Source organism: Sphingobacteriales bacterium, from assembly GCA_016706405.1.
GTDB lineage: Bacteria > Bacteroidota > Bacteroidia > Chitinophagales > UBA2359 > BJ6.
Genome location: JADJJT010000001.1, coordinates 1,667,194 through 1,692,003 on the forward strand (window position 1 = coordinate 1,667,194; position 24,810 = coordinate 1,692,003).

The 24,810-nt window shown below is 36.1% G+C and carries 8 protein-coding genes; 7 read left to right on the forward strand and 1 reads right to left on the reverse strand.

All coding sequences use genetic code 11. The annotated features are described in order from the left end of the window. The first annotated feature begins 391 nt into the window (after positions 1-391). Together IPI59_06395 and IPI59_06400 are read left to right on the forward strand one after the other, a co-directional pair. Entirely contained in the window at positions 392-3,364 is a 2,973-nt protein-coding gene (locus tag IPI59_06395; protein ID MBK7527173.1) for a hypothetical protein, read from the forward strand. Next, on the forward strand, positions 3,328-10,803 hold the full coding sequence (locus IPI59_06400) for a hypothetical protein (GenBank protein ID MBK7527174.1): 7,476 nt from the start codon (positions 3,328-3,330) through the stop codon (positions 10,801-10,803). The genes IPI59_06395 and IPI59_06400 overlap by 37 nt, the downstream gene beginning before the upstream one ends. An 84-nt stretch (positions 10,804-10,887) precedes the next feature. On the opposite strand, the gene porU is transcribed toward IPI59_06400, so the two are convergent. Next, the gene (porU, locus tag IPI59_06405) at positions 10,888-14,895 is read right to left on the reverse strand and encodes a type IX secretion system sortase PorU (GenBank protein MBK7527175.1); all 4,008 of its coding nucleotides are present in this window, start codon (positions 14,893-14,895) and stop codon (positions 10,888-10,890) included. A gap of 575 nt (positions 14,896-15,470) precedes the next feature. Here porU and IPI59_06410 point away from each other — a divergent pair. From IPI59_06410 to IPI59_06430, 5 genes are all read left to right on the forward strand, one after another. Next, a complete protein-coding gene (locus IPI59_06410) occupies positions 15,471-16,553 on the forward strand; it encodes a PorP/SprF family type IX secretion system membrane protein (GenBank protein ID MBK7527176.1) in 1,083 nt (360 codons plus the stop codon). A gap of 554 nt (positions 16,554-17,107) precedes the next feature. Beyond that, the gene (locus tag IPI59_06415) at positions 17,108-18,718 is read left to right on the forward strand and encodes a T9SS type A sorting domain-containing protein (GenBank protein ID MBK7527177.1); all 1,611 of its coding nucleotides are present in this window, start codon (positions 17,108-17,110) and stop codon (positions 18,716-18,718) included. A 246-nt stretch (positions 18,719-18,964) separates the two neighbouring features. Further along, on the forward strand, positions 18,965-19,480 hold the full coding sequence (locus tag IPI59_06420) for a hypothetical protein (GenBank protein MBK7527178.1): 516 nt from the start codon (positions 18,965-18,967) through the stop codon (positions 19,478-19,480). Continuing rightward, positions 19,425-23,618, forward strand: coding sequence for a T9SS type A sorting domain-containing protein (locus IPI59_06425; GenBank protein ID MBK7527179.1), 4,194 nt, complete (start codon positions 19,425-19,427; stop codon positions 23,616-23,618). Before IPI59_06420 ends, IPI59_06425 begins: the two co-directional genes overlap by 56 nt. A gap of 348 nt (positions 23,619-23,966) precedes the next feature. Further along, positions 23,967-24,623 (forward strand): hypothetical protein, encoded by a 657-nt coding sequence (locus IPI59_06430; protein ID MBK7527180.1) that lies wholly within the window; start codon positions 23,967-23,969, stop codon positions 24,621-24,623. Positions 24,624-24,810 lie beyond the last annotated feature (187 nt).

A 24,810-nucleotide genomic window follows, 5' to 3' on the forward strand; every position in this document is an offset into this window, starting at 1 on the left:
ATCCAATTATTGCCTTTGTAAACGAGGTAAAAATGGTAGCCAATTTTTGACTACGGAGCAGCGACAGTAGTTCGGCGAACAATTTTGTAGGTTTTTTGGCCAAAACCTTATCTGATTCTGGAGATAAAACCGTAGGACTAATTACGTTTAGGCAGTGGATTTTGTCAAAAATAAGCGTTTGATTTTTCAAACAACTTCGATGAAAAAACCTAAGGGCGAAGATAGTTAAAGCGTTGACTACGGAGGCAGTTCTTAGGTTTTTATAAATTGGGTTGGTAAATCTTTTTCCGGATATTTGTCTGCAAGCGTTGGTTGGTTTGAAAGAGAGGTTTTTAAAATAGTTGTTTTTTTAGCTATATTTGTCAGGTAAACTTTTTAAAACTTTATCTATATGGGTCGGTTTGGCGAAAAAAATACAGATACAAAAATTCCTAAAACTTTTTTTAAAAGTAATAGTTTATTGGAAATAAGTAGTAAGGCTTTGGGTGCTACCCTTTTTATTGCCGTTCCTTATCCCACACTTAATCGCGACTTCAACACTATAAAAGTGATGTGTATTACAAATGAGGTATTGCATAAATTGATTTCTACTTGTAATGACACTGAGGAAGCAATATCAAGAATATTTTCTTTCCGATTTGAAGGCAATTGTGGCAGCAAACTCATGATTGGCTTTGTTGGAATTTATCCTTACGGTCAAAACCCCAAAGAGAAAAAGAATGCAGTAGTAAATTCATTTTCCGATTTAATAACAGTTGAAGTGGCCATAGAGAAAAACCTAAAAAGCCTTTTTGGTGAAAGCTTTACAGACTTCGAAACAGCACCCGGATTAATAGACGGCGATGCAGTTGGGCAATTTACAGAAGATGGAAGAATTTTATTATCTTCTGACAATTATGTTACTGGAGCGGAATATCACGAAGCATTTCACAGAGTTTGGCGTAGGTTTTTAACTGATGCACAAAGAGATGAATTAATACAAGAATTTATTGCCGCAAATCCTAAAATAAAAGAAATATTAGATTATAAACGTTCTCAAGGATATGGTGGGTCGGATGCAAGTTTAATTGAGGAAATATTTGCTGAAGAGTTTCGTATGTTTATGTTAATGCCTGAATATTATATTAAACAAAACAGGAGTGAGAAAAATAAATTTGAAAGAAAGAAAATGAACTTATTCCAACGTTTACTAGCGCTTATTAAAGGGTTTTTAGGAATTAGAGAAACCTATTTTGATGCAGAATATGCAGCTTTAAATGTGCAACTCTCTGATAATATTCTTAACCTATTTCAGGAAATAGGTGCAGGTAAATTTTCTAATTCTGTGCAAAGTAGCGATATTATTCATGGTGCTGCAAACATGGTTTTTTTAACTGCTTCGGATTATGTAAATAAAAAAGGAGAAATTACAGATGCTAATTTTAATTTTAATCTAGATGCTACACAAATTAATCAAGCAATAGCATCTGTTGCTGGTATAGTTGTAAATAAACTTTTACCCTCAATAAAATCATCTTTTTATAACAGGGAATCCCTAGAAATTAATAGTGTATTTGAGGAAGCTTTGAAAGAGTTTGTTGCCACAATGTTTTTTGTGAGAACAGATGCCCTAGAAAAAGCCAAAGTAAATAAAGAATTAACTGCTGAAGAAATAAAAAATAACGCTTTATTTTATTACCGCCCCGAAACGATAAAGGCGACACACCTTTATAATTATATGGCTAGCTATATTAATAGTAAAGACAGCAGGGACAAATTTGAAATAGATTTTTTTGAAGAAGTTAAAAAGGAAATTAATGCAATTGTAGGGCTTAAAGTAACCTTTAAAAATGCTGCTGTAATTACAGAAGACGATAAAATTGAAAATCCCGCTGCAGATGAAGTTATTACAAATGAAGACGAAATTATAGAAGAAGCTGATGGTGTGGAAAATAGTAATGAAGCAAATTCTAAAATAGCACAAGATAATACTGCAGAGCAAGATAATTATGAAAACCAAAGAAAAAAGACAGATTTTACGATTCAAGCAACAATAGACCCTAGAACTACCATAAATCAGAAAATAAAACTTTTACTTTATGGTATATACAATAGTTCTAACCAGCTAAGAAACATAGACCACAATACAACTGGAATATTTGGGCTATATAACCCAAAAGATTTTAATAGGTTTTTAGCCTCATTATTAGAAGATTTATCATCAACTCCACCTGAACTATTTGAAACAAAACTTTCTGCACTTGCCAAACGCAAAAGAAAAAATTATCGTATATTTTTAGAAAATATTAACCAATTCTTTTTCAAAGATGAAGAAGCAGACGATTCTTTAAAAGCTTTATTTATACAATCTTTTTCTAATTTTAATTATACTTATATGATTACTGCTTTAAACGGCAAAAATATATATCCAATAAATGAAAATAAAAACACAACCAGAGAATTAATTAGGACAAAAATTAAAGCAGAATATTTAAAAAAAATAGCTGCTGCCAAAGATAAAAGAAATCTACGGACTATATTTGGCATTCGAATATTTGATAGTGCTGACATAACAGATAAAGTTATTGATGGATTAACCGTAACTTCACCCAAAACTAGAGCAAACTTAATTGAATTTTTTAATTCCTTAAACCTGTATATACCAGATATGGCGGTATATAATATGGCAGATAAAGGCGTTGTAGAGTTAGCTAAGAGCATTGACGGATTTACTGGGCATGTTAAACAAAATATTGGTGATAGTGCTGATTTTGAAAATGCTTTAAAGTTTTTAAATTATATTTTTGCTGTTAAAGATGGCGGTATAAAACAAGGCGTAAGCGGTAGAATTAATGATATTGCTGATGTGATTGAACCTATGTATGAACGAATTACAAATGCTGTAAAAGGGCCGGATGGAAAAACTTATTTTTCTGTATCACAATATACATATCAAACTTTAATTGTGTCAAAATTAAAAGCTTTTGATTTTTATAACGATGTCGAGCTAAACGAAATTATAGATAATGATATTACAAAAGAAAAATTACTGTTTCAAGTACAATTAAGGGGAAAAAATACCAAAAATCCTGAAGAAGTTAACCAAGTTGAAGTAGAAATAATAGAAGAATTAAAGGGTTTACTAGAGCATTTTAGGGAATACAGAGACGATACACTTTACCCTAAAAGTTCAGAAGCCAAAGATCAGTTTAGAATTGGTAAAAAACTATATTTATTATACTTATATTCACCAGAATTATTACACAGTAAAACTAAGTTCTCAAGCTATTTTAGAAAAATTCTGTTTGAAGAACCATTTACTTTTAGCGTGTTAAACCATTTAAAAATATGGAAAATGGGACAAGTATTGAAACAGCCAAACTAAACAACACAGAAGCGCTTGTTCAAACAATGGTAAATGAATTAGCCGGAGTTCATAGAGTAGTGCAACACGCTGATAGAAGTACTACCTACATAATTAAAACCAAGCACAAAACTGACTTAGGAGGTTACAACACTAATATTTTCGAGTATGCATATTCTAAAAGATTAGCTAATAAAATTATAAAAATAATAGATGGAATAGAATCTTATAGTGCTCCAAAAGGTATGACTGCAATAGGAAAATTTATTGCGGCTATTTTGCCAATTATGCAACAAGAATTTAAAACCAATGCTTTAACGAGCAGAACACATGTGCAGGGGGCAGGAGTTAACGGATATGAAAAAGATGGTTCTGTAAATCAAGAAAGTGTTTTTGATGATTTTATAGCTAATGAACCATTTGGAATGTTTCAAGGCGGAATTAAAGCTACAATAGCAAATCTAGATTTACAAAATGTTGTTACAGCAGCTTCTAAAAGTGTGGAAAAGACAATATATGACAAAGTTGTAAATTTAATGGCTGCAAATATAACCGACAAAATAAGACAGTTTAAAGATGTTTTATTAAAATATGGAGTTATTGATGAGGTGAGAAATATTGAAGGAGAATTTGCTCATTTTGCAACGGCAATAAAATCTGAATTTTTTGAAAATCACCATGAAAGCAACAAAATAGAGTATGAAATTATTGAAAATGTTTGGTTGAATAAAGCTATGGGGCACATAGAAGAAATGCTTTTATTTTTTGGTGATCCTAGAGTTTATATGGATGCTGTAAACGCATTTAAGCGCTTTAATCTACAATCATCTACTGGTAAAGTAGATGTGACTTTAATGACAAGTTCTGAAGATTTACATATAACAGCGGCTGAAATTATTGGAAATGAGGGTTTAAGAGACAAGATTAATTACGGAAATAAAACTCCAGCTAAATATGATGGTTCAGCAAGAGAGATTATTGGAACAGAAGAAAAAAGAAGAAGTTCAAGTGTTGATTTTGTAAGGAAAACTATTGAAAAACACCGAAAAAATATATTAGAAAGAGCAAATGAAGCTAAGTTATTTGAATATCGGGAAGCCCAAATTAAACATTATGTAAATAATAAGCTAAATGAGGAATTAAAAAATTTAGCTGCAGAATATAGTAAAACTAAGGAGTTCAAAACAATCTTAAAAAATGCATTAAGTATAATCAAGCTTGAAGATTTACACATACACGGAAATCATGTTAGGGCAGAATTACTTAAAAAATTTAAGGCATCAAAAGAGGATGAATTAATTAAAAAATTTAAAGATAGTTTTAAATTTGAAAGAGACGCTGATGGAAGTATAGTAAGCATAGTAAAAACAGTAAATGGAGAGGAAGTTGATAGAAGATCTTTGAAATGGTCAAAGGATACTATACAAACAAAAGCAAAGAAATATGCGACTGAACAAGCAACTCATTTTGAAAACATGGTTATTGACGATGGTCAAAGTTGGTTAAACATTTATTCTTATGCAACATTTAAAGATAATCAAGGTGCATGGGAACCCGGACATCAATTAACACTTGAGTTTGAATTATTTGTTTATGCGGATGCTATTAGAGCAATAGATGGAGAAAAAGCCAATTATACTTCTATGGAAATTCTTGCAACAAATTTTATAAAAATAAAAGAATTAAAAAAAATTGTTAATAGAGAAAGTGTTTTCATAACCACAGATGAATTATTAGCAAAACTTGAGCCATTTACACCAGAAAAAAGTAAATATATCGGTAATAGCTATGAAAATAGAGATGAATGGATGGTTGCAGCAATAGACACAAGAGAAGCAGTCATATCAGTAAGAAAACATGCTTATGATGTTTTAATGCCTTCAATATTAAGGGGGGGTACTCCAGCAACAAGAAGCAAACAATTTGATAAGATGCGGTTTATGATTGATCATGGTATTGACTTTTACCATACTGTAAGTGGTGCAAAGTCTGGTGTCAGGAAAACTCATAAATGGTATGAAGAAGTTGAAGAAAATATTATGGATATTACAACTGGGGAAATTGAAACAATAAAATATCTTGGTAATTTTAATTCAGCAGGATTGTTAATTAAAGATGAAAGTGGAAATGCAACTGATACTTTTGATATAAGTTATGAAAGTTATTTAGATTGGCAATATGTCCAAGAGCAGTTGGAAATAGACAGCAGGGAGAAAACTGAAATTATTGACAGCGTTCAGAAAAGGAAAAATATACTTGGCGATTTAGAAGTTAATGGTGTTCCAATTGATTTCTATTTATCTGAAGAAGAAGAAGAAAAGAATGGAAATCTATTTGATATCTGGAATAGTTTAGAAGAAGAGGAAAAATTATTGAGAAGTTCTTTATATGCTTCCAAAGAACAATTTTTAGAGCATACAAATGCACTTATGGCAATATTAATAAGGGATTTAAAATTATTACTTGGTTATGCTGAAACATCAGATGGTAAATTTAAACTTGCAAATATGCAAGATATGATTGATGTAATAAAAGAAAAAGCAATTAATAAATCTTCTGCAGATAACATAATAAGTTCTATTGAAAACTTAATTGATACAGGGGCTATTGAGGCGTTGCCCAATAGATATGCAATTGAGCCAGTATTATTAAGTATAATTTCTAATGTATTAATTAAAATTAAGCGCCCCGGAAATGCTGCAGTACAAGTAGCCTCATTAGGTTTAGAAGCAATTAATACACCACTTGAATTGCATGAGTCTGGCAAATATTTAGCTAATACATCAAATGCCTTTTATGCTGACACAGAGGAAAAAAATCCTAATATTCGTCCATCCCAAGTTAGAATGTCTGTACCATTAAAATGGCGTAAAAAGTTTATTGACTTTGCCAATAAAATGGAAGAAAATAAAAATGCAAACCACACTCTCTTAACGGCAATAGATTTTGTTAATAATTATATAGCTGAAAAATTAGCCAAAGGCGAGGATGCTATAATGCTTATAGGACTTCGTATTCCAAACCAACAATTATCTTCTAACAATGTATTTTCTGTTATTAAATTTTATCCTCCAACAAAAGCAAATTATATATATGTCAATTCTGAAGTAGTTGCTAAAGAAGGTTCCGGATTTAGTATTGATAAACAGCAGTTATACTTTGACACTGAATTATTAGAACAGGAAAATATTCTTGAAAACGATTATGAACAATGGAAACAAGAAAATAAAAACAGAGTAGATAGAGTTGAGCAAATAAAAAAATCATCTGATGAATTAGACATTTTTAAGAAGATAAAACCTTTTAGCAAACATGCGTATAATAATTTAATGGAGTTAAAAGAAATTCCATCACGCACATTAAAAAGAAAAGGAAAGAAAAAAACTGTAATTTCTGGTGTCCCATTAGAAACCGAAGTTAAAAATCTACAAATTTTATATAAAGATAAATCTTCAGTACTTTTAAAGTCATTTTCCAAACCTTTGAAGTCAATAGCAAAATTAATTGATAACCCATCAATAAACGATGCAATACGAAATTTATTAAGATCTACTTCAAAAAATGGTGAAGCTAAAAAAATAACAAAGATAATTAAACAATACCAAGATGTTATTACCTTATTGTTAAATGCTAAAAAAGAATTAGGAAATACTCAAGAAAATGAAGTTATTTTAGACAACTATAATAAACTTCATAATATGTTAAAGGCTAATATTTATGCACTTGAAAATTTACTTGTAACTACTTTAATAGAAAATCAAGAAATGATTAATTTTTTAACTGCTGAACAAGCTGAAGAAATGGATGAAATTGAACAGGAACAAGGCGAAACATTACACAATTTATACACAAAAATTACGCAAGAAAATGCAGAAATAGAAGCAAAAAATGAACAAGCATTAGAAGAAAGAGAAGATCAATTTAGAAAATTATATGCAACAGAAAAGAGAGCATTGCAACTTGAAAACATTAGCCAAGCATATCATTTGCACAAACTTTTTGAAGCAGAAAAAAATTTAATCTTAAACAAAGCTAATGCCGGACAATTATTATCCGCTATATCAATTGATACTACTAACGAAGTGTATAATAAATTGAAAGTATTTAAAGCAGATGTACAACAACGCAATAAATTATTGTCAAGAATAATTAATCCAGTAGAAAATGTATTAAATAATGAAATAATGAATCACGCTAAGTTCAATGTTGGCATTGTAGCCGTTAATCAATCATTACAAAGAATACTATCACAATTAAATATACCGCTTAGGGATGCTTATGCTGGAAATAGTTATAGAGATTTTGAACAAAGAAATCTTTCTACTTATGTATTTATAGGTGATATTGGTGATTCATTATCAACAGCCAGCTTAGTAGATGAAGATGGAAATCTTATATCTGTTGTAAATTCTGAACTTGTAAGTTTGCAAGTAGATAATGTTAAAACCCTTAAATCTACTCTTTTAAATTTAAAAACCGAAACAATGACAATAGCTCAATATTTAATAGCAAGAGGAGTTGGATATGAAGCTGTATTGGATTTCTTAACATCTCCAATTTTAGATGAATTTTTAGTTGCAAGAGCCGCAAATGAATCAATGGTTAGTAAAGGGCAAGTTAATGATAAAGGTAAATTCCTAAACTTAAAAAACAAAGATTTTCTAGCAAAATTTTTACAAGATAGAAATTTAAAAATAGCGGAAAATAGTCCTACATTAGAATTTTTAAACACTGAATCTAATACTATTAAGTATGATAGTATATTCAATTCAGAAGGAGAAAAAAAGCTTAAAAAAATTGAAGCTCTTAAAAAGCATATAGAAGGAAAGAATAATCCTGAAGCAGAAAAAACAGAATCAGAAAAAACAGAATCAGATTATTTTAAAATTTTATATTTTCTTGATTTAGAAATTATTAGTGCTGCGTACAGTGTGTTGGGAAAAGCAGCAATGCCAGACAAACAAGAACCAAAAAACTTTGTTGAGGTTCAAGAAATACAAAATGCAATAAAAAGAATCGATGCTGGTAATCATTTAATAAGTAAAGAAGATTTTGACAGAATAAAAAATGAAAGCTCTCAATCTATGTTTTATAAATCGCAAAGAGAGTATGAAAATATGTTTGAAGATTTAAGAATAGCTCCAAGATTTGCCCCATTTATAGATTACATGACAAAACTCTATGGAAAACTTGCAAAAGCATCTAAGATTAGTTTCAAACAAAAATTAATTAATGATTTAATAGTCTTTTCAGCATTTTTTGATATGGCCGTCAAAAAAGCAATTTTAGAAAATTTACATGAACGTATGATTAATACAGGAATGGCAGCTACAGATGTAGATACCAAAATAAGAATTTTAGAAGATGAGCTAGGAGAAGTTAATTCTGCAATTTATAATTTTTCATTTGAAGAAATATTAAATCAATTTTCTTTGTCTATAGATAATAATAATGAAATGGCAAAAGGGCTTGGAATATTAAATAGTGTGTTACAACTAAAAAATAATGGTGAAGTTGAAATGGATATTTTCGCTCTAGGAAATAATACTACATTTAATATTAATAATTTATCGTTAATTGGAAAAGCAAACACTGGCAGTTCTAATAGTCAACTCATAAATGGGTTAGAACGAGTGTATAAAAACTATTTAAAATCTAGGCGGCGAATACTGTTAAATCCTGAACAATCATTGATAAAAAAATCTATTAATGATAGTAACTATTTGAATTATTTAACAGAGAAATATAGAAATAATCCTATGGTTACTGTGGAAACTTTAAAAACATTTCAAAGAACAGAAGAATTCTTACAAAAGTTACTTGCACTTAGTGTATATCAAACTGGTATTTCTAGTTCAATATATAATTTAATTAGGGTATTACCTTCTGATTTGTCTGCACCATTGGTTGAAAGAGGGACAACATTTTTAAAAAACTACCTTAGCAATTCATTAGACCCGATTTATGATACAAACATATACAAAGGTGTAACAATTAAGGATTTAATGCCATCCATTTTTAAACTATGGTTTTTTATGGCTAATCCTTCTTTTGCTAACAACCAAAATGTTGCTAAAGCAAGAGCAAGCAAAGAAGAAATTACTCCAGTTATATTGAAGTTTAAACCGGTGAAAGATGATGTATTTGAAAAAACTAAATTTAAAAAAATTCTGAGTTTTATAACTCCCTCTGGCGTCCTTAATAATGTTAATGTTGTAGGAGATAGTAATTTTAAAAATTTTACAGTTTTAAATAAACTTATTTCTTTAATGGTTAATCCGGCAAACGAAACTCCGGAAATTGGAACAGCTGGTTATTTACTTGCGCCATTATTACCAAAAGCAAAAAATTTAAAAAATATATTTAAAGGTGAAAAAGTAAAACCTGAAAATATAGATTACACAGTCTTAAAAAGTGAAGATATGCACCATCCGGAACATATGGAACAACATTACTTTATTTTTTATGAAGATAAATTTAAAGACAAAACCGAATTTAATACCAAAAACAATAAAAGAGTTAAGTTTTCATCAATAGACAATATTCTTTTTAATAAATCTAGTAAAGAACACAAAGTAAAAATTGGTTTTACTAATCCATCAGCTATTGGTAGGAAGCCAAGTACTGGTGTATTAAAATTAAAAAATTCAGTTCCTAATGACAGCACAAGTGTATTTAAAGTAGTTAAAATAATTGGAAATTTTTATGCTTTACTTGCTGATACTGATGCTAATTTTGAAGCCTTTAAAGAAAATGTCGAAAATGTTTTAACCACACTTAAAAATGTTCCGTACAATAAAGAAATACTTTTCCCAAAGACAATCGCAACTCCAATTACAACAATACCTGTAAGATTTTCAGAATATCTTCAAGAAAGATTAAAAGAAGAACTTGGAATTACGTCAGAAATAATAAAAAAAGAAGGCTTCTATATTTTAGAAACTGATTTTAACAAAAAGTTCCCAATGAATATGAAAAATATTAATGAAGTAAAAAAACTATACGCAGATAGATTAGAGGAACGATCGTATTTAAAAATACTTGGAGTTGGCGAAGAATTAATAAGAGACCCAAAAAGATTTGAAATATCGGAAAATACGGTAAAAGCAACTTCAATAGAAGCGCCGGTATTAGAATCAACGGTTGAGCCAACCAGTATTGAGCAAATTTCCGATAGAGAAACTATTGTAGATTCAATAATTGAGCCCAAAGAAGAGAGCGAATTTACGCCTGAACCCGCTAAAAATTATACTACTGTTTTTGAAGGTCAAAACAAAGAAAGCTTTATTATTTATGCACTTTCTAATGCCATAGAACATGTAAATAAGACTGGCGGTACAATTCATGTTGATGAAAATATCCATAAGAGTATAACTATGGATATGTATAGACGATCGCAAGCTAAAAGACGTGATATAAATTTAGGCCATACAATAGATGAAATTAAAGCCTTTGCTTAGACGAAAAAAACAACAATGAAAAAGATATTACTGCCAAAACCATAACAAACCAATAATCAAAAAAACATATTTTAGAGCCAATTATTAGCGCAGTACTACTAATTTTTCTAATTTTCGGGCGGTTTCTTGCCGCGAATCGGTAACGCTTATTTGGTAAACATAAACCCCGCGCCCAATGGGGCTGCCAAACTCATCTAAACCATCCCAAATAAGGGCATCGCTAATGCGTTTTGGGGCAGCGGTAATTTGGGTACGCAGTGTTTTAACCACCCTACCCGATAACGACATAATGCGCACGGTAACGGTTAAATTGTCGCCGGGGCGGTTATGCTCAAACCAAAACGAGGTTTGATCCATAAAGGGGTTGGGGTAGTTAAGTACATGTTCGAGGGCTAATTTGGCATCTTTAACCACTACAAACTCGGTGTAACCTTTGGCTGAATTGTTGTTAATATCCCAGCATTTTACACTAATTTGATGTAGTCCGGGCGATAAATTATACAAAGGGTAAGCAATAGAGCCTTCGTTGTATTTATCTAAACTCGATTTATAAAAATTGTTCAGTACCAATACATTTTTTTCGTCGTTATTAAGCACACCTGTTATATCGTGGCCAATGCCATTACCTACGGTATTAATGCCAAACTCGTCGGTAATTTTTACAATTAAAACGGGGTCTTCGTTGGTAGTGCCACCGGCAATAAACGATTCATCATTTATAAACACGGCTACTTCAGGCGGCGTTAAGTCATTGGCTGCGTTATTGTCAATAGCACCAATAAAAAACTTATTGGTTTGACCGGCAGCATCAGTTTGGCCATTTTCGGCATATAAGCTAAGGCGACCATTTCCAATTTGATAGGCAATATCTTTAGGAACATAAAACGAAAAGGCAAACTCGCCGTTAGTAACCGATACATTGCCCCTAAAAATAATATTCCGGAAATAACTAAACGTAGTAACGGGGCTTTTCGAGTCGTTCGCTAAAGTAGGCACGTTTACCCGTTTATCAAAAATAGTGGGGTAAACCCTGCCGTTAAAACTGTTAAGGCGTTGGTTTTGGGCATCGCGCACCTCGCCGGTAATGGTAACTTTGCTCAGGGCTTTTAGGGTATCTAAGCTGCCGTTGCCCACTGGTTTGCTGTTAATGGTTGTTGCAACGGCTTGGTATTGCGGGTAAGCCAAAGTAATGGCGGGGTCGCCCAGTAACACAAATTTACGATTGTTGGTGCCGGTAATTGCCGCATCGTTTTTACCGCGCCGCAGCACCTCGCCAATAGCGGGCATTTTTCCGTTGATGGGTTTAAACAAATGATGTAAAAAATCTTCGTTCATGCGTTGGTTCGAGCTAGCATATACCAACCTAACGGTAGTAACATTGCCAATTGAGCCGCCATTGGGTGTAGTAATCAGCACCTCGCCCGCCGAGGTAAGGCCGGGGTTGTCGTAACGACTAAAACTACAAGTAGCGGTTATAAACAAAGGCAATTTATCATAGTTTGTCCACGAGGCAATATCGCCTGTACCGAGCACGCGCTCGTGCGCCCACCCCGACTCGCCGCCGTGCCCAACGTAGTTCATTACTAAATTTCCGGCAAAAACACGGCTGTTGATAGCACTATTTACATCGGGGTAGCGATTTCCGCCTGGGGTTGTTTGTTGGCGGTACGAGTCGAAATATATTTTTTCGACGTTATATTCCGGAAAATTAGTTTCTAAATAATTAGCATGAAGTTCGGCATCTTCTAAATGTAAATTGCCGTCTTCGTCGTCGGCAACTAAGCTAAAATTAGTGCGCCAGTCGCCAAGTGTTTTGGTATTGGTGGCGTAGTTAATAATTTTATCAACTACTTGGCGGGCCTGGTCTTTGGTGTGGACGGGCAGTCTGCCTACGGCAATATCTAATTGTAAGGCTACATCCTCCAAATTATTGCCCTCGTTGTCGTCAAGAACGGCAAAGTAGTCATCGGTGCAATAGGTGTCAATAGTTTCTATTGACTCGGCTGTTTCAAAAGTAGGGACAAAGTTCTGGTTGATACCCTCTTCAAATTCAATATTTTTGTAATCATACGAGGCATCGCCAAACAAGGTTAAAAATTGGGGCATTTTATCCGGATTGTTTTCGGCGCGGTCGTAAAACATCTTTACAAAGTCGCGTATAGCTGTTAAATCGGGCGTTCCCGATGAGAATTCGTTATAAACCGTTTGAATGGTTGTCAATAATACCTCGTAGCCGTTGTGTTCGGTATGAAATTTTGCCAAACGCTCGGCTTCGGTTAAAAAATCGGGGTGTGTAATTATAATTAAATCCGGAAAAGCAACAGCATGTAAATTTTGGTTTGGTATTTGACCTCCACCTGCATTAATATCAATAGCAGCAGGCGTTACAAAGTCGGTACCATCAAAGGCAATAAACTGGCGCAACACGTTGGTTTGTACGGTAACGGTTGAATTGTTTGCCGTTGGTGTAAGTTGTACTGCGTTTGTGGGGTCAGTAACATCCCAATAGATTACGTTAGTAGTATTGCCGCTTAAAACAAAACTTGTCCACGAGGCATCGTTTCCGGATTGGTAGGTTTTAACGTTTCTAAATAATAATTGTCCGGTGTTAAATACTAAGTTGCGGGTTACGTTTACGGCTAAATAGTCAAGCCAGCCTACGGCAGTGGGGTCAATTTTATTATAAGTAACCTCAACTGGAATTTGGTCGCCTAAGGCTTCAAAAATTAAAAAAGATTGCCCATTGCGGGCGTAGGATTTTTCGTAGCCGGGTGTTACTGTTCCAATATTAGGTGTGTTGGCTGTTTTATTGGCAGCTTTTAGGGTAAAACTACTGCTTGCCCCCACCGACCTTGCTGCAAATAAACCTTTGATGGTTACGGTACTTGCGGGAGTAATATTGGGTGCGGTAAAATTGAAGGTTTGTGTAGTTACGGCACTAAACTCTTCGCCATAAAACTCGCGGCCACTATGTATTAAGTTTTTCTTTTCTGCTTCATGAAAGTAATAGTCGTTAAAAGTGGTAGCTGTTTGCGTAGGTGCTTGTGTAGGTGCAGCCTGAACAGGCATAATTTTAACGGGCAAACTATTAATACCTACAAAATAGCTATTATCTGTTGCGTAGGGATGTTTTTGGTGTTCAAAGCGCTGTAAACTGGGGTTATACGTCCATTGGTCGGGGCCTTGGGCATAAAAAAGGGCGTAGTCGGCATCGTCAAAAATGCCGTTTTTATTTTGGTCGTTTATTTGAAGTGGGTTGTCGCGCAGGTCGTCTGTTCGGGCGGCTCCGGCAAGTTCGGGCAGGGCTCCGCCGCCATTGCCGTAAATATGGAAATTGGCAAAATTAACCGTTGTTGAAATTCCTAACTGTTTTAAAAAATTGCGGTCAATGCGGCAAACGCCATCTTTGTTTACGATAAACCGGTAGTATTGTCCATTGGCTAAAACCGAGGTTTCGGTGTAGATGCGGGCGGGGTCTTTGGCGGGGTTATTTGGGTTAGGTTGGTTTGCTGTTGTGCTAATTTTGAGGGTAAAATGTGTTAGTTTTTCGTAACCCGAGGGGGAGGCGGGGTTTTTCCGGATAGGAATAAAGGATACCATTACTACGGGTAAACCTTTGTCGTTAGCTGTTTTTATTTCTGGCTCAATGGTCTCGGTAATTATATTTGTATTTGTGGGGGTGTAGGCCAAGGGCAGGGCTTCGTATTGGGCATCTGTCAGGCTTATTTTATGTTGCCCGGTATAGGCAACAGGCAATCGTTTGGCGTAAATTGGCCAGTTGTGCTGTGGGTAATTAAAGGCAGCTCCTGCAAATAAGGCGGCAGGTTGGGCATTGCTGCCCAAGTCGGCTTCTCCGTTTATATTGGTATCATCATTATTGTTAAGACTCCCGGCAGCTACGGGTTGTATGGTTTTCCAATCAAGCGTTTCGGTATGCGTTTGTTGGCTTGTATTTTGCTGTGCTAATACTGGGGCTATATAACAAGTGTTTGCTATTAAAGCCAGCAATAATGGCAATAACATTAAACGAATATATTTTCTTGAATTAAAAAAATGAACAAGCTTAGAACCAATATACATATTTGACATCATATTAATTGCGTTTATAGTGAATGTAAAAATAGAGTTTTAGACAACCCCAAAAAAACGAAGACAAAATTAACAATTCTCAAAGGCGGGAATAATTGTTTCTGTTATTGGCAACATGTTTAATACTTTTTTTGCTGTTGCTGCCGTATTTTTATAAATAAACGGCGCTAACCGCATTTTTGTTGCCACTATTGCTTTTAGCACCTCGACAAGATACCAAAACAACTTAATTGGTTGCATTTGCGTTATAAATTTGGAGTAAGCAGGCAATACTATAAAAACAAAGCAATAAGTTGCCGTACCTTTGCATGTTTTTATTTCATTTTTTAGGATTTGCGTTTTAGAGCAGCCAAATCCCCTGCCACAATTTATTTATCCGGAAAACAGGCATAGAAAGCAAAATCCATGATGGGTAAAAAATAATTAATTGACCTTACCGTTTATTTGCTATTAATCTAAACAACGGTAATTACATCTAATCTAATTTTTTCCTTCCCTTAGCAATTTAAGGCTTGAAATTAGCTCCAATATTATCTAAAGAAAAACATAAAAAAAATATACAACATATATTAACCTGTATGCAGAAAATAAGTTTTTGTCCTCGATTGCCTCTATCGAAATCCGGATATTTTTATGGTCTTAGCATGGCCGTGGCACTTGTAACGGGCATTGCCATTATTATAACTTTGGCAACATCGGTATCCGCCCAAGCTCAGGATGCCGAGTTTAGTCAATTTTACGCGGCCCCCTTGCACTTAAACCCAGCCATGATTGGCTTTACCACCGAGCCGCGCCTTACGGCAAATTTTAGAAGCCAATACCCCGGCTACGGCAATACCTATACTACCGCTGCCTTGTCTTACGACCAACATTTTGCCAATATTAACAGTGCCATTGGCGTGTCAATACTGGCCGACAGACAGGCTAACGGGCTGTTAAATACCTATCAAGTAGGTGGTTTATATGCCTACCAACTGCCGCTAAATAGCAATTTTGCCCTTAAATTGGGCGCGCAAGCTACTTATTTACAACAAAACCTTAACTGGGCCGATGTGATATTAACCGACATGATTAACCCCACAAACGGGCAAGGCACACTGCCTACCGGCGAAATTTACCCCGACCAGCATAATGTATTGCGCCGCTTTGATATTAATATGGGTATATTGGCCTTTACCGACCGTTTTTATGGCGGCGCCTCGTTTAAACATATTACCCAACCCGGTTTGTCGTTTACTGGCAATACCGATGCCGACAACCGGTTAAATCTTCGCAGCGCCTTTCATTTGGGCAATGTATGGTATTTTGGACCAACCATTGTGGGTAAAACACGCGCCTATATCAGCCCTAATATTGCTTTTATAACACAAGGTCGTTTTGCGCAGGTTAATGTTGGGGCATACTTGGGTAAAGGTTTTCTGTTTGGTGGTGCCATGTTTAGGCATACCACCCACAACAGCAGTGCCGCTATATTAATGGTAGGGGTTAAAGCGGGCATTTTTAAAGCCGCCTATAGTTACGATGCAAGTTTAATGGGTATAGGTGCGCCAGCAAGCGCGCACGAGCTGTCGCTATCACTTGATTTTGGCAACACCAGTGCCTATCGGTACAATAAACGCTCGAAACAACAAATGGATTGCCCTGTAATTTTTAAGCAGTAAAAAACAGAAAGAAGCGCAAACAAAAAAAATAGGAATGCGGCTAAAACACCAGATACACTATAGCTGATAAGGTTTTTTTATCCGGATTTAAAAATAAATACTGTAAATTTGCCACTCAGCCTCTTTGTCCTTTTAAAAAAATATAATTTTGTAGATTGGCTGACTCCCATTTATTTTACAGCAAAACAGATTTTCTAAAATCAAAATAAAAAGACAATGCTGTGATCCGGATCATAATATAATATTGATGTAAATGCAATTAATTCCTTGCTAGATTCTTGTTTTTATTATATCGGGCATAAAATTTGTTGCTTAATTTAGATATACATGGATAGATAATAAGTGTTTGGAATTTATTAAATCCGGAATAGAAAGAAAAGACTTTTTATCCGGATAAAATTGATAATTGAAGTACCCACAGTTTGCTTTAAAGCAAATCATGTTTAGCAAATCATATTTCTAACGCATCTTTGTTTATTTATTAACTTATAATATTATTTTTATAGATAAAAATCTACACTTTGACTTTTACTAAAAAACCAAAATAATCTATCATGAAAAAAAATGTATTTGCTGCTTTTATTTTATTTATTGGTTTGGCCTGTGTTGGCGGCCTTAACGCAAAAGCCCAAACTTGCGAAGCTAACGCCGGCACACCTGCTTTCCCCGAAGATGTGCTGTTTCAGTGTTACAATGATGGCAGCAAAGCCCCCAAGCTAAAAATACTAAATGCCAATACAACACCCGAATACAAAACCTATTTTTTAATAAGTCAGCAAGCCGATGTAAAAAATATAGTGGCTGTTAACTATATTGATCAGATAGATGGTAAAAACTTAGGTTTAATACCCAATAACTATCGCGTACACAGCTTAAATATGCGAGCCAACCAGGAAGCAACCGTCATGGGGCTAATTAACGATAAAACGGTTAAAACCATACCCGATTTAGCAACCGAAATTGGCAAAGGCATAATTTGCGCAGACGTGGACGAAACAGGCGTTCCTTACACCTTGCTAAAACCCATTACCATAGATGTTACCGAAGTTTGCGACACCCTAACGCCCGAAGAAGGCGATGGCTATGTTTTGTTGGTCATTAAGGGCGGATACCCCGAATATGATCCCGCTAATGGTCTTTACCAGGTTTATGGCGATTTTACGGGGCAAGTGGCTTATGGCGATACTGTAAAAATACCCGTAAGCGGCGGTGCAAGCTCGTACATTGCCGAGGTTGTGGACGACCAAGGCTGCGCTACTATTATTAACGGCGAAATGGACTGTATTAAATGTGGCTTTGTACAAAGTTTAACCCCCACCGGACTACAGTGGCTATGCGCCGAAAATGAAATTTCGGTATTGGCAACAGGTATAAATTTAACGGGCGATATGGGGCTAATGTATGCTTTGCACCAAAAACCCTTGCCCGAAATTGGCATTATTTATGCCCTTAAACCTGCCACCGATACCACAAAGGCAGTTAGTTTTTCTATCAACGATATACCCGCAGACTCATGTAGCCGCACCTATTATATATCGCCTTTGGTAGGTACAGTTGATGGCAGTGGCAATATTATAGATTTAGATGATAGTTGCACAGAATGGGGCGACGGAACCCCCGTTATTATGCTGTGCCCTATTGAAATTGAAACCCTTGACACGGACTTGGGCAGCGACCTGCACAATTTGTTGTTTAGTATTAAAGGCGGCCAACCGCAGTACGACAAAATTGGTACCTATACCTTGGCAGGTGTAATTACAGGCGCAGCCACTTACGACACAAACCCAACTGTTGATATTAATGGCCCTGCTAATTGGGAGTTAACGGTTACCGATGGAAAAAACTGCACAGGTTCTACATCCGGATTTATTACAGCGGTAGATAATTTGCTCTCCCAAAATACGCAAGCTCTGCAAATTTCCGGATGGCAATACAATGCCGTCAACCAAACTCTTTCCATTCAGTGCCAAACAAAAAATGCTGGTAAAACCCAATTTGAACTATATGATGTAACGGGGCGAATAGTACAACGTCTTAATGTGCAACTGTCGTCCGGAGGCCATAATATCAATATTCCAGCAAACAACCTTGAAAGCGGCGTTTACGTGATAAAAATTAGCACATCGGCAAAAACTATCACCCAAAAATGCGTTCTGGGTGGCTAAAAATGTCTTTTTTACACTTTTTATACGATAAAAATAAAAAAATTACCTTTTTATGGTAATCGATTGCACAATATTTAATAGCTTTGCGCTAATTGACTATTATTGTACACCACAAATGCCTACTTTTGTGTTTTGGTGTGGTTCTGTATCAATACAAGCAAGGGATGTTTATTAAGTTGTTATTTTTTTAGCCTTAGCTAATCAATATAGTTGTCTAATAATTAATTAAAAATTAAAATATTTCTTATGAAAAGAGCTTTATTGTTTTTTTGCCTTTTCTTTACCTTGTTATTCATTAACTCGTCAGTAAAGGCACAACTACCTTGGAACAGCTGCGACCCCAGTCCTGTTGTAGCTGGCTCGCCAGTTGGCCCTGCCAATAATGTTTTCACAAAGGGTACAAGTATGCCAACCGATATAATGGCAACATCTATACCCGCAAACAGTGAAACCAAGGCCACCGATTATACCTTTTTAGTAACCCAAGCCGATAGCATTGTTTTAGGTGCTACCCCCGATGGCTCGTACGATTTTAACGTATTAGACGGCGGCGGGATAGACTATTTGTATGCCGATGGTGAATATTGGTTTTGGGGAATGGCCTATACACAAACCCAATTTAATGGTTTAGCTGCCTGGGTTAAAGGTTTAAGCCCATCGGTACTTACCTTTATTTTAAAAGCTGCAGGCTTAACTACTTGGACAGATGACGACTCGAAAGCCCTGCAGGCTGCCCCTGCCCGACGAGCCAAATGTAGCTGAAATTATAGGCTTAATGGACACCTTTAACGGCGAAAACCCAATAAAAGTTACTTCTGTTACCACCTTTTTTAATACCCTTAACAACAACGGATTAGTACAGGCAGACGATGTTTGTGTTGCTGTTGTTGATACCCCTTATCCCGTACAAGTAGTTAGTGGGCAAGATTGCGATGCAAATTTAGACTTTTCTGCTGACCAACCGCTTACTATATCAATATGCCCAGGTGAAGCTATTGACTTGCTTTTTGACGAAGCAACCGTTAACGCGGGCTTAGCCGACAATCCATTATTGGTATATTTAATTTTTGATAAAGACCCATCCGGCAAACAACTGTTTTTGGATGTAAACCCATTAGCTGGCTCGTTGCCCCCCTTGGCCGGAGGCACTGATTTAGGCTCAGACGGTTATGGTTTGGGCTTAAGCAATATTTGGGTGGTTGGCGCAATAGCCAATATAGATGCCAATGGCGATACCACTTTTACTATTGACTGCTTTGCCAGTACCGAAAATGCAGTAGCAATAACCTACCTGCCTTCAAGTGATGCTTTATGCGCCAATGATGATTGCGCCGATGCACTTGTTGAGTTTGCCGATTTAACTCCAACATACGTGCCGCTTTGCCCCGGCGAAAGCTTTAGCTTTGCTGCTAATACTACTACAATAAACTACGGTGCAGAACCCGGTGCTAACCCCGGCGTTATTTGGTTATTTACAATGGCCAACCCCGGTGGAGGAGATCCTCTTCTTGTATTTGATCCATTAACCGATTTTGCTACTTTTGGTAATATTACAACTACTAGTGCAGTAATTGTATCTTCGCCAGGCCTTGAAGGCAAAAAATATTATATAACCGGCATTTTAGCCTCAGATATTGTTATAGAGCCAGCCGAACTTGGTTGCCCTGCTTGGACTTCGAGCGTTGTTGTTGACTTTTTATTGCCCGAAAGCCTTGCTTGTAAAGGCAAAGATTGTTTGGCAGATTATGGCGATGTAAATACAAGCCCCATCACAACTTGCCCCGATGTTGATTTCGATTTTAGTGCCACCAATTTCCAGGCTGGCGACTATACCCAATTTTATATTATTACCGAAAACTTAGGTGGCGACCTTGTAATTAAAGCCATCACCACCGCAACTACCTTTAATGCTACTGACCTTGGACTGGCTGCCGGAACGTATGCTATTCATGCCTTTAACGTAGCCAATGGCGATGTAGATGCGGTAATAACTGCCATTACAGACGGTGTGGTTAAAGAAATCGAAGACCTGCAAGGCTCTATTGATTTTGATGTTATTTGTGGCGAAGTTGATGGCACCGGCGTAGCACTTACCGTTTTAGATGCTAACGACCCCGCCTGCCAAACTGGCCCTGTTTGTGAAGCCGAATACGGAACCGTTGAAACCGTTGGCCCAATAACTGCTTGCTTTAGTAAAGCCGCAGATGCCATTACTATCACTGGCGATAACCAATCTATTGATTTTGTAACTTTATTTATAATTTCACAAGGAGCTAATTCCGAAATTTTAAACTACTCGTCTTCTAATATAATTGAACCATCTTTATCTGGATTAAACCCCGGAACTTATAAAGTTCATGCTTTTAATATATTATTTGACCATGTTGACGAATTAAACGCTGGTCTTTCTGACGAAACCATTAATACTGTTGCCGACCTAGTAGCAGCTATTGCCGACGGCCTTCTTTGTGCCGAAATAGACGCAGATGGTATTGAACTAATTGTGTTAAGTGATGATGACCCAGCTTGTACAGGCGGTACTGTTTGCGAAGCTGATTACGGCACGGCCACCACGGGCGCACAAATAGTTTGTGCGAACGGTGTAACTGAACCCATTGTTTATGAGGGCGCAGCAACCGGAGATTACCTAACCGTTTATGCCATTACCACTGGCGCTGAGTTAACATTAGTAAACTATACTATTAGCAATATTATTGATGCAGGTGCTTTAGGTTTAACCCCCGGAAACTATACCATACACGCGCTTAACGTGTTGGGTGCTGACATTCCAACTTTACAGGCTGCAATTGCCGATGGTACTATTAAAACCGGATTTGATGCTGCCGGATTTATTGTTGAAGGTTTAGTTTGTGCCGAATTAGATATGACGGGTATTAGCCTAACCGTACTTACCCCAGTTAGTGTTGAGGTAAAAGAAACCTGTATTGAAATTAATGGCAATAAAGAAATTACTGTTGCTTTTTATATTACAGGTGGCTACCCCGAAATGGATGCCAGCAGCCTTTATAATATTACCGAAGATTTTAACGGTGCATGGGCTTACGGTGATACCTTAAAATTAGTTAAAAACGAAGGCGAAGCCTATAATATTACCGTTACCGACGACTATGGCTGCACTACCTCAGTTTTAGGCGAGGCAACTTGCCTAAAATGTACCAATAACGCCGGTACAATGGAAATGTTAGACTTACAATACGTATGTAACGATGGCAGCATTTCTGTAGAAACTATAGGCGAAGAAGTAAGTGCCGATGCCAAATTAATTTATGTTGTACACGACAACGCAGGCAATAGTTTAGGTAATATACTGGCTATTGATAACGATGGCAATGCCGTTGGTACATTTACTTTAGCCGATATTGCCGGCGGCCAAACCAATACAGTTTACTATGTATCGGCAGTTGTGGGCAACACTATAGATGGTGAAGTTGATTTTACCGATGCTTGTACCGTATTTGCTTTACCCGGAACCCCCATTGTTTTCTTAGCTCCAATAGTTGTTTCAGTTGTTTCAACCGAATGTGACGACAACCAAAACGGCGTGGTAACATTTAGTGTTACCGGCGGCTTGCCCTCGTTCGATGCTAATGCTACTTATACCACAAACGGTAGTGTATCGGGCACTTTTGGCGCAGGGCAACTTATTGCTACTGGCTCGTTGGCCGATGGCGATAGCTACTCGCTAAACGTAAATGATGGCATATGCGAATCAAGTATTAATGGCTTTGTAAAATGTGCTAAATGCGGTAACCAACCCGGAACATACGCTATCGGCAAAGACAATCCGGTTGTTAGCTGCTCAGGTGGCTCGGCCAGCATAGTTTTTGACGGCATTTTAGTTGATTCAGATTCACAACAAATGTATGTATTGATGAGTGATATGTTCAGCGCTCCCGCCGATGTATTGGCTAACGCCATTAAAATTAGCGCAGACGGCACATTTGACAGCGAAGGTCTTGCATGCGGCACGTCTTACTACGTTACTTCAATTGTTGGCCCTGTTGATGGCAATGGTGCCATGGACCCTGTAAGCAACTGTACCAAAGTATCGGGCGATATGGTTCAATTAATATTTGCCTGCCCCATGACAATTGATGTGGACGTTAATTGCGATAAAGTAACCGGATGCGCAGTTTATACTGTAGCTATTTCGGGCGGTTCTGCACCTTACTCGGTAACAGGCGCTATTGCAGTTGACAATGTTGGCGAACTTGAAAATCTTAGCTTTACACTTTGCCAAGATGGTAAACCTTGGAACCTTAATGTAACCGATGCTATTGGCTGCGGTCAAGAAACTTCGGGTGTAGAAAACTGCGAAAAAACTACCGCTATTGAATTGATTAGCTTTACCGGAAAAGCCCTTGACCACAGCAACCAACTAAACTGGGAAACTGCCAACGAATTAGCCAATGAATACTTCGTATTGTCGCGCTCGTTTGATGGTCAAAACTTTACCAATATAGCTCAGGTTAAAGGCGCAGGTACTACTAATATGCCAACCCAATATCAATACAACGACAATGACGTGAAAGACGGCTTTGTTTACTACCAATTACATAGCGTAAATATTAACAACGAAATTACTAAAGTTGACCAAACCGTTGTGTTAAAACGCGGCCAAATTGTAGTAAATCCAATAACAGTAAGTCCAGTACCAACAAAAGCTAATTTAGATATTGCTGTTACTGCTACCCAAAATGGCTTTACTAACGTAATTGTAGCCGACGTTAGTGGTAAAATTGTATTAGATCGCCAAATGCCTACTGTTATAGGTAAGAATACATTAAATATTAATGTTGCCAACTTACCCGCCGGTGTGTATTTTGTAACCGTTAAAGATGATGCCAACAATAGCGTTGCTAAATTTGTAAAAGAATAAAAATCTTAAAACAAATATTGGAATATTAACCAAATAAACGCTTTTTAAGGCTTAATAAGTAAACTACCCGCCCTTGTAAGTTGTTATACTTGCAAGGGCGGTTTTTATAAAGACGAAATGAATAGTACTAAACCCTTATTACTTTATACTTCTTAAATCTAACTGTTTGAGGTAGAAAAAATGAGTGCATGTAGCTGCATAAACTTCCGGGATAATCTATTGATTTTATAGAAAATCGTAAACTGGAAAATATTTCATCCTCGTAAAATTATTATCCGGATTTAAAAAACAATCCGGAAAAACTGGTTCTTAGCTTTTGCAATGATAATTAATCAAACATATATAGCAATGATATCTAAAAATAACAAATCAAATTTATATCGTTTTATGATAGGTGGCCTCTTTATAGCCACGCTGATATTTTTTATGGCAAGTTGCCAGCCAGCCGACCCCGATGCGGCCAAAATTAAATTGACAAAAGAAAAAATTGCGCGAGGCGATTCTTTAACTTTTGATGACCTGAATAATAGGGTAATTACCAATGATAAAAAAATGGCAAAGGATCCAGCGTTTGTTGATTTACTCGAAGCTATAAAAACTGATAACTATAATCTAATTATGGACCACACAATACCCAAAGAACGGTTGATGGATGCACACAGGGTATTTAAGCGCGAAATGTCGGACGAGCAGTTTGCTGCCGAGAAAATACGTTTTGAACAAGAAAACCCCGATTATTATTATGATTATATGGCAATTTTAGCAGGCCAATACGAGCAACTAAAAATTACCATGGAGCAATACCGCTTAGACCCTGCGCGGATAAAAATAGATAGTGTTACAACACAACAAGCTTTTGATTTAGGTGATACCGGAGAAGCAACAGTACATATGAATTTTCAGCAAAATAACCGAAAATACCGTATTTCTGCCATGAAATGTGTTAAGTTTGACGGGAAGTGGTATTTTACCAATTGGCTGGTGTTGGTTAAAATGGGTGCATAATACCATTTTATAGCTGTTTTGTCTGCCGTTGTTTACGCTTGCATATTTATTTTGGAGCTTTAAGAACTAAGTAAACAGCTAAAATACCAAACACAATATTAGGCACCCACACAGCTAATAAAGGTGCTAAGTTGCCGTTTGTGGCAAACGTAGTCGAAAATTGAAGTAGCAACACATATAAACTACT